General features: G+C 34.4%; 13 protein-coding genes. 8 read left to right on the top strand and 5 right to left on the bottom strand.

Going from position 1 to position 14,717, the window contains the following annotated elements; translation table 11 throughout:
* Positions 1-1,514: 1,514 nt before the first annotated feature.
* The 6 genes from ABXT67_RS01995 (at position 1,515) to ABXT67_RS01970 (ending at position 7,070) form a co-directional block, all read left to right on the top strand.
* Positions 1,515-2,513: a phytanoyl-CoA dioxygenase gene (locus tag ABXT67_RS01995; protein WP_415375625.1), complete on the top strand. Its 999-nt coding sequence runs from the start codon at positions 1,515-1,517 to the stop codon at positions 2,511-2,513.
* 123 nt (positions 2,514-2,636) lie between these two features.
* Positions 2,637-3,227 (top strand): aspartyl/asparaginyl beta-hydroxylase domain-containing protein, encoded by a 591-nt coding sequence (locus ABXT67_RS01990; RefSeq protein WP_415375624.1) that lies wholly within the window; start codon positions 2,637-2,639, stop codon positions 3,225-3,227.
* Positions 3,228-3,400: 173 nt separating this feature from the next.
* Complete coding sequence (locus ABXT67_RS01985) at positions 3,401-4,432, top strand: hypothetical protein (protein WP_415375623.1); 1,032 nt, start codon at positions 3,401-3,403, stop codon at positions 4,430-4,432.
* Positions 4,433-4,904: 472 nt separating this feature from the next.
* The gene (locus ABXT67_RS01980; protein WP_415375622.1) at positions 4,905-5,300 is read left to right on the top strand and encodes a BLUF domain-containing protein; all 396 of its coding nucleotides are present in this window, start codon (positions 4,905-4,907) and stop codon (positions 5,298-5,300) included.
* A 2-nt stretch (positions 5,301-5,302) separates the two neighbouring features.
* Complete coding sequence (rpe, locus tag ABXT67_RS01975) at positions 5,303-5,962, top strand: ribulose-phosphate 3-epimerase (protein ID WP_415375621.1); 660 nt, start codon at positions 5,303-5,305, stop codon at positions 5,960-5,962.
* Between the two features lie 130 nt (positions 5,963-6,092).
* Complete coding sequence (locus ABXT67_RS01970) at positions 6,093-7,070, top strand: YpdA family putative bacillithiol disulfide reductase (protein ID WP_415375620.1); 978 nt, start codon at positions 6,093-6,095, stop codon at positions 7,068-7,070.
* A 27-nt stretch (positions 7,071-7,097) separates the two neighbouring features.
* Here ABXT67_RS01970 and ABXT67_RS01965 read toward each other — a convergent pair whose 3' ends face one another.
* From ABXT67_RS01965 to ABXT67_RS01955, 3 genes are all read right to left on the bottom strand, one after another.
* On the bottom strand, positions 7,098-7,970 hold the full coding sequence (locus ABXT67_RS01965) for a zinc-dependent peptidase (RefSeq protein WP_415375619.1): 873 nt from the start codon (positions 7,968-7,970) through the stop codon (positions 7,098-7,100).
* Positions 7,971-8,054: 84 nt separating this feature from the next.
* Complete coding sequence (locus ABXT67_RS01960) at positions 8,055-8,762, bottom strand: Bax inhibitor-1 family protein (protein WP_415375618.1); 708 nt, start codon at positions 8,760-8,762, stop codon at positions 8,055-8,057.
* Between the two features lie 57 nt (positions 8,763-8,819).
* Positions 8,820-9,353, bottom strand: a complete 534-nt coding sequence (locus tag ABXT67_RS01955; RefSeq protein WP_415375617.1) for a hypothetical protein — start codon at positions 9,351-9,353, stop codon at positions 8,820-8,822.
* A gap of 201 nt (positions 9,354-9,554) precedes the next feature.
* On the opposite strand from ABXT67_RS01955, the gene trkA reads away from it, so the two are divergent.
* Both trkA and ABXT67_RS01945 read left to right on the top strand, forming a co-directional pair.
* On the top strand, positions 9,555-10,904 hold the full coding sequence (trkA, locus tag ABXT67_RS01950; protein WP_415375616.1) for a Trk system potassium transporter TrkA: 1,350 nt from the start codon (positions 9,555-9,557) through the stop codon (positions 10,902-10,904).
* Entirely contained in the window at positions 10,904-12,409 is a 1,506-nt protein-coding gene (locus tag ABXT67_RS01945; RefSeq protein ID WP_415375615.1) for a TrkH family potassium uptake protein, read from the top strand. The genes trkA and ABXT67_RS01945 overlap by 1 nt, the downstream gene beginning before the upstream one ends.
* A 221-nt stretch (positions 12,410-12,630) precedes the next feature.
* Here the strand turns inward: ABXT67_RS01945 and ABXT67_RS01940 are convergent, their stop codons facing one another.
* Positions 12,631-13,446 (bottom strand): OmpA family protein, encoded by an 816-nt coding sequence (locus ABXT67_RS01940; protein WP_415375614.1) that lies wholly within the window; start codon positions 13,444-13,446, stop codon positions 12,631-12,633.
* Between the two features lie 45 nt (positions 13,447-13,491).
* On the bottom strand, positions 13,492-14,655 hold the full coding sequence (gene purT / locus ABXT67_RS01935) for a formate-dependent phosphoribosylglycinamide formyltransferase (RefSeq protein ID WP_415375613.1): 1,164 nt from the start codon (positions 14,653-14,655) through the stop codon (positions 13,492-13,494).
* Positions 14,656-14,717: the final 62 nt, after the last annotated feature.

Raw genomic sequence — 14,717 nt, 5'->3', positions numbered from 1 at the left:
TTTTAAAAATCAATACTCAGGTTTGTTGAATTATAGGTTATCTTTAGATGAAATGCTTTTAAGTGTAGACGAGTGGATTTTTTATGGTCTCTTTAATACCTCTAAAAATAGCGGTATAAAAAAGCGATTTTTTTACTGGAAGCTTTTGGTGGAAATTTTATTAAAAGACCTCGCCTGAAAAATGTATATGATTAATTGCTTTGTTAATGTGTGCTTATAAAAACAAATACGGTAGCATCGAGCCCTAAAAAAAAACATACGAATAAATACAAGAGTTATAATAATTAAACAAATAACCTATATTCCAAAGTCCAATTTATTTCTACGCAAAAAAAATAAATCCTATTAAAGTGTATATGTACTTTTGACATTAATTTAATGCTAAAAAGTGCGCTGACATACTATATTAGAAGTAAAAAAAAGCTATCTTTAAACTAAATAATGTGAAGACTAGAAATCACAAAAAAAAACAGGGCAAAACCGAAAAGCCATAACAGTCGGAAATTATCACAAGTAAAAAAATGTTTAAAAAATTTAATTTAACTGACAAGTTGCTTTTTTTGGCGGCAATACTTTCACTTATCTATTCTGAAGTTTTATTTTTTAACGGCCACGAAAACCAAGCGATTTTTATAGGTCTCTGGGTTCCCTCATTGCTCTGTTTTGGAATATACTTGCATCTAATAAACAAACCAAAATGATTAATTTTATACCATATTTTGCTGGATTAGTTACCTTAATTTTTGGTTTTGCGTTTGCGTTTGCTATTATTGGTAAAAATAAAAAATAAAACTGTTTTTTATGATGTATCCAAATTGTTAAAAAAATGTGATTTATGCATTTCTAATATTACGATATGTAGGGTTTATGTAATTGTATAAATTCATTTTTTTTGTAAAGAACAAATTCTAACAGGCTATGAATACTTTTAGTAAAGATGTTAGTTTTTGTAATTAGATCATTTTTAAGTTCTTTAATTTTTAGAAATACCACGTAAACTTTTTCAAGTTACAAGATGTTTTTAAAATGCCTGAAAGTAAAATCTATCCTTGACATCCCAATTAAGTTGATCTCCTGATATTTTGCGAGTTTAGATTTCAACCATCAAAAATTTAGAGCACGCTGCGATTAATAATAGGTACATGAGTTTTTATGTTTTTAAAATTTGTTCCTCTCCAAAAAGGAATTATCAATAAACATTACAATGAACATACCCTCTAATAGGAAATGATTCTTGGCATTTCGAATGATACTAAAGCAACCTAAGGAATACAAGAGGAGAGATACGGATAAAAAAAGTGTAATGCAAAAAACCGTTGTAGCTTATCTTTTGTTTCTTAATAAAAATAATCTCTACTCTCATATGGAGATAAAGTAAATAAAGCCATTAGCTTTAGCTTAAAACTAAATTTAGGCGCTTCATAAGAACACACAAAAAAGTATTCCTTGAATAAATAGGAATATTTATGGGTGCCCTTATTTTTGTTCTACTTTAATAATTCTAATCACGAGCAATGATTGAAAATGATAAGACTATTGTTCTCAAGAAGTTAATTTCTTCATTACAAGAAAATTCAAATAATCCAGTTGAAGCTGAAAAAAGTTTGAATGAGATTCACGCTCATTTTCAAGACATCACTAAAATTACTGGATTTGACCATAACATTAAACACCTGGCTGCGGTTCCTGCCGCAAAAGGAAAGGCCTTAGGGTTAAACTTTGCAGCGCAATGTTTACTAGATTATAAAAGAACATTACAATTTTTAAAGGCAATTTATCGAGCCATCCTTGAGAAACAAAAAAATCGTCCTGGAGAAACGATAAAAATATTTTATGCGGGTTGTGGTCCTTATGCTCCATTTATAACCTTAATAGCCTCACTTTTTACAAAGGAGGAGCTGCGATTTTCAGTATTAGAAATTAATGAGAAGTCACTCGATTCAGCAAAAAAATTGATTCATTCGATGGGTTTGTCTGGTTATGTTCAAGAATTTCATTTAGCCGATGCGGTGACTTTCAAAATCCCTGATCCCGGTTCTTTTCATATCCTCATTAGTGAAACACTGGATGCATTATTGTATCGGGAGTGTTATGTTCCAATTTTATTCAATCTGCTTCCTCAATTCAATAAAAACAGCACAGTAATTCCAGAAAATGTACTAATAAATCTATCATTGACTTCTCATTCTAAAGAAGATAACGCAGATGAAGAACATAAAGTTGGAGCAGTTTTTAATGTCCGAGAAGCTTTGTCCTCTTTAGGACATGCCAGTCATATACCCGCAAAATTGCCTAAAAAAAGAGTTGATTTAAGGGCGCTTGCTAAAGAAGGCTTTGAAAATATTTTACTAGAGACCCAAGTTCATATCTATGATGACATCTGGTTGCATAGAAATGAATCGTCACTCACAGTAGCTTATGAAATTAAATTAGAACAACCTTTAAGTAATACTATTGTCTTTTACTACCAATTAGAGCCTGAAATAGCATTGCAGTATACTTTTCAAAACTAGAATCTGATTAAAGTGGAGGCTAAATTTTTTCTAGCCACATTAGAGATTGTGAGCTTAAATTAATACATTTGGTAATGAAATTGCGAAAATTTGCAATTATCAACTGAAATAGTCAAACTCCAGATGGAAACAAAGGAACAATTTAAAGACAGAGTACAAGTGCCTTTTTTGTTTGATGTAGAAAAGATGATGGAAGAAGTGCACGCCTTAGTAAAAGATAATTATGAATATTATAAAGTAATTTCATTACGTGCTCCTGCTCACTTAGTAGATACCTCATTGCCTTCTCCTCCCCCTGCTGGTAATTATGCAGACGGTTCTTGGACCCAATGGATCGATACTCCTAATCTAGAGAAATCACCTTATATAAGAAGTATTGTTAGTATATTTAGTCAATACACGACAGTTAATCTGGTTCGACTCTTATTTTTGGCGCCAAATTCTGTCGTAAAAGAACATACAGATCCTACTTTAGGTTTGGAAGAAGAAGAATCAATGATTCGGCTTACCATTCCTATAGATAATAACGATGGGGTTTCGTTTTATCTAAATGATACCTTGGTGCCCATGAACGTTGGCGAATGCTGGTATTTGCGTTTAACAGATCCACACCGTGTTGTCAACAATGGCACTACAGACCGCATTAACTTAACAATAGATGTGATACCGAATGATGCGATTAAAGAAATTATTAATAAAGCGCAAAGCAATTAAGGATTGCTTAAAAGAAAGCGCGTGTATTTTTCTTCCATTAATTGTGACAAAAGTTATTGCAGTTGTAGCTATTGTAAACCTTAAAAAAGGCTTGTTTGATTTTGAGTTTTTTTTAATACGCAACCTTTTTTTTTCCCCAAGACTATAAAGAAAGAATACTAAAAGAAATTAATATGAAAAAGATTTTAAATTTACTCTTCATTTCCGCAGTACTTGTATTATTTTCCTGTGATAACGAAGCCGTCTTGGAAACGCAATATAATAAGGACGTGATGGATGAGGAACTATTGGGTCTCGTTAAAAGTGTGAACGACGAAGATCCTTTGAGTATAGGCTGTATAAGATTTAACTACAATTTTGCACTCTTTATTTTTGATGAAAACGCTGCGTTTTTAGAAGCAGTTTCTATGCGAAGCGATCTTCAGTTTTTTCAATTATTAGATGGTTTGCCAACAGCACATTCCATTAGCTTGAATTATCCCATTTCAGGAACACTTACTAATGGCGATCTTATAGAAATTACAACCAATGAGCAATTAAAAGAAGCTATATCAAGCTGTTTTAAAGAAGAAAGACGAACACGATGCAATAACACGCTGCCCGAGTGCATTTGGCAAGTACGGTCTTTAGACGATGAACTGGTTGATTTTGAGAATACGTTTTTTAGAGTGGATAATGACGGCACAGTAACCTATTTTAATGGCGTTGAGATATACTTCGGAACATGGGTTACTTTATATATTGGCGATGATTTATACCTAAATATAGATTTGAATAATGGAGATGAGGTGGAAGAATTTTGGGATGAAAATTGGAAAATAACAGAATTTACATTTTCTAGTTTTACAATTAGAGGTAATGCTATTTCATTACAACTAGCCAAAGATTGTGCGCTAACCTGCACGACAGGATTTTTTAGAGGGTGTGAACTTGAGGGCACACCAGATATTGCTTTGTTTAATTTTAGCGACTACGCGCCTTGTATTGCCATACCTGATACTCCAGATGAATTAGATCCTGTGAGCCATTCATTTTACGAAACACTTGAAGAAGCCGAAACAGGTGAGAATGAAATTTCAATTACTGAATACACAAATATAAGCAACCCACAAGAAATATTTGTGCGTACGATTGCTATTGAAACTCAGAAATTATTAGAAATTTCTCAAATAGATATTCAGGTGTTGCAATGTCCTGAAGGATAGTATTTATGATATTTGGTCAAGAAGGAAAAGGATAGTTAGTATTATAATGTCAGCTAAAAAGTTTCAAAAGGGCTTAGATTAGACCAAGACGGTACTCACTAAAAAGACCAATGATTCTATTAAACAAGAAGATTAACTTGAAACAATTACGAAGCATAATGGTTTATTTTTAGGTGAACTTGGCAACCTTTCTTTTGAAAGTTTCGTATACTAAATGTAAATGATTAGTTTTGATATTAAAATAGGTTTAATAACACCATAAGATTATAAAAATATAAACCTTAACGACAGTCTATAATCCAAGAAATTAGATACACAAACTGTTCGTTTTTTGATTGATGAATAACCTCCGGCTGATTACCGGAGGTTTTTCATGCAGCACTTTTTAAATTATTTTAAACTCGACTGATTAAAAGTATCGGTGGTTTTTAATTTCCATCGTATATTTACTCAAAACAAGTTTCCAAATACTATGATACATACTATTTGCTATACGAGTAAGGCAAATCCCTCATTAACAAAAGGGGATATAGAGCAGATCTTTAATAAAACGTATACTAATAACAGCCTTAAGGGGGTCACGGGGATATTATTGCATGGCCTTGATAATTTTTTTCAGGTTTTAGAGGGTAAGGAGAGCTTGATCCTACCACTTTATAATAATTTGATAAAAAATGATGAAAGACATCATTCTATTTTCGAAATTATAAACAAACCTAAATCAAAAGCATTATTTTTGGATTACAGTTCAGATTTTACCATTGTACGTACACAAAAACAATTGGATACTATTAAACTGTACTTGAAAGAACACGATGTAAGCACTTCAGACAAATTGCAGCGCTTGCTTAACCCCTTTATTTTATAGTCATGAGTCAAGTATTGATTGCCCCTTCTATGTTAGCTGCAGATTTTGGAAACCTTCAGCGTGATGTTGAAATGATTAATAATAGTGAAGCAGATTGGTTTCATATTGATGTTATGGATGGTCATTTTGTGCCTAATATTTCCTACGGAATGCCGGTAATAGAGGCCATGAAAAAACATGCGACAAAGCCCTTAGATGTTCATTTAATGATTGAAAAACCCGAAAGGTATATTGAAGAATTTGCGAATGTAGGTGCAGATATTATTACAGTACATCACGAGTCTACCGTGCATTTACATAGAACACTTACCCAAATAGAAGATGCAGGCTGTAAGGCAGGAGTGGTACTAAATTTAACCACGCCAGTTTCAGTATTAGAAGATATTTTACCCAAATGTTTTATGGTGCTTATAATGTCTATAAACCCCGGTTTTGGTGGACAGAAATTTGAAGAAATCACCTATCAAAAAGTACGAAAGCTTCGTGCAATGATAGATGAACAAGGACTGGATACCCTTATCGAAATAGATGGTGGGGTCACCAATAATAATGCGCAAAAACTAAAAGAAGCAGGCGCCAATGTCCTGGTAGCGGGAAGCTATATTTTTAGAGCAGAAAACCCTACAAACACTATTGCCAATTTAAGACAGTCATTAGTATAGCTGTGAGCTTTGAGTGGTGAGTTTTGATCCGTTATTTTTGTTCTACATTTTGAAACTTGGCAAGCTAAACCAGACACCCGCAAGTCCTCTAAAGTGCTCGCGTAGGAGGGAAATCTTTTATCTTTGCTAAATGAACAACTCTTTAGACGTACTCATAATTGGAGCAGGGCCCATAGGTATTGCTTGCGCTTTAGAATGTAAAAAGAACAATCTCAACTATGTAGTGATCGAAAAAGGAGCGCTCACAAACTCTTTGTTTGAGTACCCTTTAAACATGTCTTTTTTCTCTACTTCAGAAAAATTGGAAATTGACGAGATTCCGTTTATTAGCAAAAACGCTAAGCCAGATAGAAACGAAGCGCTCGAATATTATCGCAGAGTTACCACTTCTAATACGCTAAAAATAAATCTTTTTGAGACCGTTTTGTCGGTTGAAAAAGAAGGGGGCACTTTTTTAGTAACTTCAGATAATGAAAACTATAGCACAACACACGTTGTGATTGCTACTGGGTTTTATGACCTTCCACAATTATTAAATGTTCCGGGGGAGGACCTTCCCAAAGTCACTCATTACTATAAAGAGGCACATCCCTATATTTTGCAAGACGTTATTGTTGTTGGAGCAAGTAATAGCGCGGTTGATGCGGCTTTAGAAATCTATCGAAAAGGAGGGAATGTGACCATGATAGTTCGTGGAAACGCCATTGGGGAACGTGTTAAATATTGGGTGCGACCTGACGTGATTAACAGAATTGAAGAGGGAAGTATCAAGGCCTATTTTAATACTGAAATAGCTGAAATAACAGAAAAAGAGGTGCTGCTAAAGACACCGAAAGAAGTTTTAAAATTGAAAAACGATTTTGTAATTGCACTCACGGGATATAAACCCAATTTTGAATTTCTATCAAATGCTGGCATTCAACTTTCCGTAGAAAAGAGAATTCCAATTTATAATGAAGAAACGATGGAAAGCAACGTTGAAAATTTATATTTAGCAGGCGTTATTTGTGGAGGGACTGAAACCCATAAATGGTTCATTGAGAATAGCCGAATACACGCAAAGAACATAGTAAAAGCTATACTTAAGAAAAACTTGGGAGCTTTATAGCTTTTGATTATTTCAACACTTTAGCCTTTATTTTTCAGTCTCAATGCTTCGGGAGGATCTTTTCTCTAAATTGAACACAAACCCCAAATTAAGCATCGCATTTATATGCTGGTACACCTCAGGGAACAACTCTTTTAATTCTTTGGGACTTTCAAAATAATACTCGGTGAGTACCGCCATAAATTCATATTGATTTGTAAAAGCGTACGCTCTAAAAAATCGTGTTTCATCTAATGTTTTTTTTAAGTCCTCGTCTGCTAAACGTTGCAGTATTAGGTTAAAATGTTTCATAAAGCGGGCAGAGTCAATATCTCGTCCTACTTTAGCCTCTAGGTGCATTGCGTGCATAAACTCGTGCAATCCTAAATTATAATTATCGTTGCCAATTCGATATCCTTTTTCAAAATCTTCCCAGGAAAGTACGAGGCTTTTTTGTCTTGGATTAAACTCACCTTTATGATGTGCATCGTTGGTATTACTGTAAAATACGCCTGGATATACAAGGATGTAATCCATTATTGTATAGGTATAGTTTTTTCTTCCGAAGCTTAATTTACAAGCCATGGCAGCAATAAGTGTTTTATTTTCTTGGGTTATTTCTAAAGATTCGCGCGCTACAAATTCTTTATTTTTAATAAAGGTTGCCACGCGATGCTGAAATTGTCCTTGAAGTTCTTTGGTTAGCGAATTATAAAAAGGAAATTCGGTTTTTAAGAGTGCTATTTGAGATGGAGCTAATTTTTTATAGACTAAGAAATTTCGGTAGAGTGGTTTGTCATAATAAGACGAATACCAATTTTCGAATCCTAAGAAAGAAATAAGGCAAATAGCCAAAATTACAAGCAGGATTACCAAATAACCTTCAGTAGGTAAAGGTATTTCTTGTAAAAGATATAGCATAAAAAAGTCTGGTTTTAAGAATTGTTTAAATGAAAGGGCCTTAAACACGAACGATTTTAATTCAAAATAAGTATGTGTGATAATTTAGTTTCTATTCAAAATGCTTAAGATGTACCAAAACAGTAACATCAAAGAAGCAAATAACCCTAAGGATGCTGCAACATATTGATCTTCCTCGTATTTGTGCACCATATTTGATGTTTGATATAATATAGATCCAGATGCAAGTAAAACCATACCAACGCTAAACCAAAGCCCCAAATTAAAACCAAATAAAGTTCCCGCAACGATAAGACCCATCGCGACAAAAAATCCAATGGCTAATCCAGCACGTAAAAATGAAAAGTCTTTCTTAGTTAATAATACAATGGCAGACAATCCAGTAAACAAGGACAATGTCATTATGGCTGCTTGACTCAGAATATGCGCACCACCTTCTGCGGCGATAGATATAGATATAAAAATAAGTGGGATAAAAATAAATGCTTCTGCCACTACATAGATTCCCAAAGCAAGATATTGTTTGGACTTATCGTGGGTGTTTAATGCCATTTTTTCAGCGTATCTAGTGACCATCATAAATCCACCCAACATTGCAAGCCAAAGCCATCCTTGTGTTAGGGAAAGCGCAAATTTAAGCAATGGCTCAATTTGGAAAAAAATCATTTCAACAAGTATAAATAATAATACTGCCAGTGCTAGGTGGGTGTAGGTTTTTCGATAAAATGCTATGCGTTTTTCGCTCGTTAGCTCCCTAATAATAAGTGGTGGTTGTACGGGTGTGTGTTCCATAATATATGAGATTCTTTTTTTTTATTAGTTTAAATGAGGTTATCAAATTATAAGCCATTATGCTTTTTTGCCACCGTCTCCTTTAAAATTTTGAGAGTTATTTTTAAATAGTACATTAAAAGTAGTCAAACTGCCATAACAGCGGGTTATATATTGTTGCAGATCTACTTTTTCTTGATCATCAAGGTTTTTACTGCTGTTTATTTTTTGTTCCATAACACGCAGGCGGTCTCTCAGCATTACAACTTTATGAAAGAAAGTGTTAATAGGGATCTCTTTATTAGACAAGCCAGCCTCTTTGGGCTGCAAGACCATAGTTCCTCCTTTATATTTATCTGCAATTGGAACCACTTCACTCATATCACTCCATTTTTTAAGGATGTTTATTAAAGAAGATTCTACTTCATAAAAACTAATGGTATCTACTTCATCTTCTGCAGCCTCAATAACATCAAAGGTGGCGTCAATATCAATGGTTTCTAATCCATTTTCTATAAAGGTTACCCAATACATTCTCGAGGTTACATTCGTAACAACGCCTTTACCGTATTCTGGGTGATTAATTCTGGAGCCAATGCCTAGTAATTTCATAAACAAAATTAGTTTTTTTAACGTTTGTAATATTTCTGAAAAGCAATCAAATAATAAATTTCAGTAAAAAATAATTCACACAATAGTCTGTGTTGAGATGCTATTTCTTTGTCGTTCTTGTCTTATATCAATGGATATAAGACAAGAACGACAAAGAACATCTAAAATTTCAATATCTTTGCAGTTCTACTTTAATAAATAATGAAAATAATTATTGCAGGTGCTGGAGAGGTTGGATTCCATTTAGCTAAACTATTATCTTTCGAGTCGCAAAATATCACGTTGATTGATACCAATCGTGATTCTTTAGCAAATGCAGATACCCAACTGGATATTCGGGTAGTTCGTGGTGATGCTACTTCGATAAAAATATTAGAAGATAGTCGTGTTAACGATACAGATCTGGTAATCGCGGTAACTTCTTCTGAAACTACAAATATTACAGTATGTGTATTGGCGAAACAATTAGGGGCGAAGCGAACTATTGCTAGAATCTCAAACACTGAATTTATTGAGAGAAAGGATGAAGTAGGGTTTACAAAATTTGGTATTGACGAGCTTATTTCACCAGAATCACTAGCAGCAAATGAAATAGAGTTATTACTCAATCAAAGTGCTTTTAATGATACCTACGAATTTGAAGATGGTGCTTTAACAATGATAGGTTTGCATTTGAGCAGGACTAATAGTTTTGTAGATCACTCGGTTAAGGAAGTTGCTGAAAAATACCCTACCCTTAAATATGCGCCAATTGCTATGCAGCGTTTTGGTACTCAGTATACAGTTATTCCCCGAGGAGACACTAAATTTAAAGAAGGAGATCAAGTATATTTTGTCACGACAAAAGAAGGTGTTGACGAAATCTATAAACTTACCAATAAAGAACGTCACGAAATTAAAAACGTAATGATTCTTGGAGGAAGTAATATTGGATATAAAACAGCCAATGATTTATGTAAAAATAGTTTTCGGGTAAAACTTATTGAAAACGATAAGGAAAAAGCTTTTGAGATTGCAGATGACATTCCCAATTGCCTTGTTATAAACGGAGATGGACGCAATGTTGAATTATTATTAGAAGAAGACATTCAAGAAATGGATGCTTTTATTTCGGTAACTGGTAATAGCGAAACTAATATTATGTCTTGTTTGGTGGCTAAATCCAAAGGTGTTAAAAAGACAATTGCTTTAGTTGAGAATATGGATTATTTTCAATTATCGCATTCAATTGGTATTGATACATTGATTAATAAAAAACTTCTTGCGGCCAACAATATATTCAGATACATAAGAAAAGGAGAGGTCGTGGCAATGACCAAACTCAATAATATGAATGCGGAGTTGCTTGAGTTTATTGTTACTCCTACTTCAAAAGTAGCAGGCGAAAAAATAAAGGATATTGATATACCCCGTTCAGCGATCATTGGAGGTATTGTTAGAAACGGTGAAGGTATAATCGCACTGGGAGATTTTAAAATTGAAACTGGCGACCGTATTGTAGTTTGTTGTCTTCCACAATCTATTGGAAAAGTAGAAAAACTCTTTATTTGATGAATTTCATTTCAAAAGTAAACTACAAGATTATTACGCACATCATGGGACTCTTATTAGGAGTTAATGGTGTTTTCATGCTAATTTCTAGTATTATTAGTGCTGTTTATAATGATGGTGTTTTTAAAGAAATGCTTTTATCAGGACTCGTTACACTAATTTTTGGGGGACTCATTATGTTGGTCACTAGAAAACACCGAAAGGAAATTCATAAACGAGAAGGCTATATTATAGTAACCTTTGGTTGGCTTATAATGGCACTTGCCGGAACCATACCCTACTTATTTACAGGAGCTATTCCGGGTTTTACAAACGCTTTTTTTGAAACGATGAGTGGTTATACCACCACAGGAGCTACCATACTTAGCGATATTGAAAGTATGCCATATGGTATTCTCTTTTGGCGAAGTGTGACACATTGGATAGGAGGTATGGGTATTATTGTGCTTGCTGTTGCTATTTTACCGCTTCTAGGAATAGGCGGTATGCAGTTGTTTGCTGCGGAAGCGCCGGGTCCTGGAGGAGATAAATTACACCCTAGAATTACTGATACAGCTAAACGACTTTGGTTAATTTATGTTGGTTACACAGCACTTGAGACCTTATTTTTATACATCGCGGGAATGTCTTTCTTTGATGCCATAAACCATTCTCTTAGTACGCTAAGTACAGGGGGTTTCTCTACTAAAAATGCTAGTATAGCACATTGGAACGATACCCCAATGATCCAGTATATCATCATCGTCTTTATGTTTCTTGCTGGAACCAATTTTGTTTTGAGTTATTTCGGTTTCAAATTTAAGTTTAGAAAAATCATTCAGGATGAAGAATTTAAAACATACAGTTTTATAGTTTTTGGAATAACAACAATTGTTGTCTTATTCCTCTACTTTAAATCAGATATTACTCAAAGTTCGATTGTTCATCCTATGGTTTGGGGAGAACTAGAAAGTGTTATTCGTCACTCTTTATTTCAGGTTTTGGCAGTTATTACTACGACGGGATTTGTTTCAGCAGATTATACGGTTTGGACCCCTTTACTAACCATCATTTTCTTTGGTCTTATGTTTTTAGGAGGTTCTTCAGGTTCAACTTCTGGGGGGATTAAAATTGTAAGACATTTAATAATGATTAAAAATGGGGTGATGGAATTTAAGCGTACCCTACATCCACACGCTATTTTGCCAGTTCGTTATAACAATCGTGCTGTTAAACAACCTATTGTTTTTAATGTCCTTGGCTTTTTTATTTTGTATATGCTCTCTTTTATAATTGGAGTCTTGGTTTTTTCTTTGTTAGGATTAGATTTTAGTACGGCGCTCGGTGGAGCAGCTTCTGCCCTAGGAAATGTTGGACCCGCCTTGGGCGATTTAGGGCCTGTGAATTCCTATAGAGCATTGCCAGATTTAGCAAAATGGTGGGCTACTTTTTTAATGCTTATTGGTAGGTTGGAATTATTTACGGTATTGATACTATTTACTCCTTTCTTTTGGAGAAATCGATGATTTTTAGAGCATTTAATTAGAAGAAAGACCAAATTTGCTGCATCCTATGAAAGAGGAAAGGATAAGAAGTGGGCTTAAATTTACTAAAACCAATTAAGCTGAAAAGCAGCAGCAGTGAAATTTAAATATCAAGTAATTATTTTATAATCTAATATTTAAAACGGCTAGGGATTTAGTTTTCTCTCCAGAAACTAGAAATTTTGAAAATCTCAAACCTCATTCTAATCGATGTCAGTTATTTCAATTTCTACCCGTCTATCTAAAATATTATCTTTGCCCTTGGGCTGCTTGTATGCCATCCCTATATATCTCATTCGATGCTTTTTAATTCCTTTTTTTGCTAAGTAACTGTATACAGATTTTGCCCGAGCTTCACTCAAATTTCGTCTTCCTGTTCGTTTATTTAGTAAATCTGTAGCAGGATTTGAAGGGTGGCCGCAGCAAATATGACCAATGAGCTTAAATTTTACATTTGTATTTTTTTCTAGAAACGCAACCAAGTTATCCAAAGCATCTCGACTTTCATCCATAATTACATCCCTATCTTTATAGAACATAATACCTTCTAAAGTAAGTTTGTCACCAATTTTAAATTGAGTATTCCTGTTTATTTTAGTCGCGACTGGTGTACTGATCTTTGGTAGAATTACAATTTCATCAAGCGTTGCAATATGATCTTTTTTATGGTGCACTAAAATATCAACACGTCTGTTTGATGCAGCATCTGAAGCAAGCTCTCCATAGCCTTTAGATGAAATGATCGTGAATTCTCGAAGCAAAGATTGAACATTTTTAGCTCGTTTTTCAGAAAGGTGAACATTATACAAAAAATCACCTACGGCATTTGTATATCCTTTTATATGGACATCAAGTTCATGTTTTTCTTCTGAAAATTTTATACTATCGATTATTGCTAGGTGTGCTGCGTTCAATTCTGAAACATCATTATCAAAATACAGTGTGAATTTTTGCTCATCTTCCTGACCCAATAGCCCATTGGAAAGAAATAGTAGTAGTATAACAAAGGTTTTTTTCAAAACTTGAAACGCTGTAAATGAATGGCTAAGGTACTAAATTCAATTTTAATAGCTGATTTTGATGGTTTGAGCTAAATCCTTCGCTTTTTGTGTTACCTGAGTTATATCGCCGCCAATTGCATCATACGTTACAACAACTCCCATCCTACGATAGGGTCGAGATGTTGGTTTCCCAAAAATTCTAAAATCGGTTTTAGGGCTTGACGCTACCGTATCCAGATTGTGAAATGTAGGTTTTTCAGAATTCTGTGATGCTAAAACTACTGCGCTTGCACCTATTCTCTCCAGCGTTATTTCAACTAGTGGTAATCCTAGAATAGCTCTTAAATGCAATTCGAATTCGTTGAAATTTTGAGTGTTTGCCAAGGTTACCATACCCGTATCGTGTGGTCTTGGAGATAGTTCTGAAAAATAAACGCCTTCTTTTCCAATAAAAAATTCTACACCCCATAGACCATTACCAGTTAACGCATCGGTAACTTTTGCCGCCATTTGTTGTGCTTCTTGTAGATCTTTTGGATCCATTTGAGCAGGTTGCCAACTTTCTTGATAATCACCTCGTTCTTGACGATGCCCTATAGGCGGACAGAATAGGGTGCCCCCGTTTTTTTGTGTAACAGTAAGTAAGGTGATTTCATAATCAAAATCTATGAATGCTTCCACAATAACTTCGGCAACGTCTCCTCTTGATCCTTCTTGACTATAGTTCCAAGCGTTTTCAATGTCAGTTGTATTTTTAATAGTGCTTTGTCCTTTTCCGCTAGAAGACATTAATGGTTTTACCACACAGGGCATCCCTATTTCGGCTACAGCACTTATTAACTCTAATGCTGAGGTGGCATACCTATAAGTAGCTGTTTTTAACTTTAAGTCTTTAGCTGCTAAGTCACGTATCGCCTTGCGGTTCATAGTGTAATTAACGGCCTTGGCAGATGGCACAACGGTATACCCTTGTTTTTCGTACTCATATAGTCGCTCTGTGCGAATTGCTTCGATTTCAGGGACTATATAATCTGGACGATGTTTTGCTACAATAGCATCAAGTGCATCGCCATCTAACATATCAATTTTTTCAAATTCTTGTGCAACTTGCATTGCCGGAGCTTCTTCATAATTGTCTACCGCAATCACATAATGACCAAGTCTTTGTGCTGTGATTACTAATTCTTTGCCCAACTCACCAGATCCTAAAAGGAGTATTTTTGCCATATTTTATGCCCACTAATGCGGGTAGCTATTAAAGTTTGTGCTAATGTACTGCAAAACTACTA

Origin of the sequence: Patiriisocius sp. Uisw_017 (genome assembly GCF_047731265.1) — a bacterium.
In the GTDB taxonomy this organism is placed as follows: domain Bacteria; phylum Bacteroidota; class Bacteroidia; order Flavobacteriales; family Flavobacteriaceae; genus Patiriisocius.
Note: the sequence above shows the minus strand (reverse complement) of the source record. Positions and strands in the feature narration are given on the sequence as shown.

Bases quoted from the DNA above. Each gene is read 5' to 3' on its own strand.
- purT (WP_415375613.1), bottom strand. From the start codon at position 14,655: ATGGCAAAAATACTCCTTTTAGGATCTGGTGAGTTGGGCAAAGAATTA.
- ABXT67_RS01980 (WP_415375622.1), top strand. From the start codon at position 4,905: ATGATACATACTATTTGCTATACGAGTAAGGCAAATCCCTCATTAACA.
- trkA (WP_415375616.1), top strand. From the start codon at position 9,555: ATGAAAATAATTATTGCAGGTGCTGGAGAGGTTGGATTCCATTTAGCT.
- ABXT67_RS01960 (WP_415375618.1), bottom strand. From the start codon at position 8,762: ATGGAACACACACCCGTACAACCACCACTTATTATTAGGGAGCTAACG.
- rpe (WP_415375621.1), top strand. From the start codon at position 5,303: ATGAGTCAAGTATTGATTGCCCCTTCTATGTTAGCTGCAGATTTTGGA.
- ABXT67_RS01970 (WP_415375620.1), top strand. From the start codon at position 6,093: ATGAACAACTCTTTAGACGTACTCATAATTGGAGCAGGGCCCATAGGT.
- ABXT67_RS01985 (WP_415375623.1), top strand. From the start codon at position 3,401: ATGAAAAAGATTTTAAATTTACTCTTCATTTCCGCAGTACTTGTATTA.
- ABXT67_RS01995 (WP_415375625.1), top strand. From the start codon at position 1,515: ATGATTGAAAATGATAAGACTATTGTTCTCAAGAAGTTAATTTCTTCA.
- ABXT67_RS01990 (WP_415375624.1), top strand. From the start codon at position 2,637: ATGGAAACAAAGGAACAATTTAAAGACAGAGTACAAGTGCCTTTTTTG.
- ABXT67_RS01955 (WP_415375617.1), bottom strand. From the start codon at position 9,353: ATGAAATTACTAGGCATTGGCTCCAGAATTAATCACCCAGAATACGGT.
- ABXT67_RS01945 (WP_415375615.1), top strand. From the start codon at position 10,904: ATGAATTTCATTTCAAAAGTAAACTACAAGATTATTACGCACATCATG.
- ABXT67_RS01965 (WP_415375619.1), bottom strand. From the start codon at position 7,970: ATGCTATATCTTTTACAAGAAATACCTTTACCTACTGAAGGTTATTTG.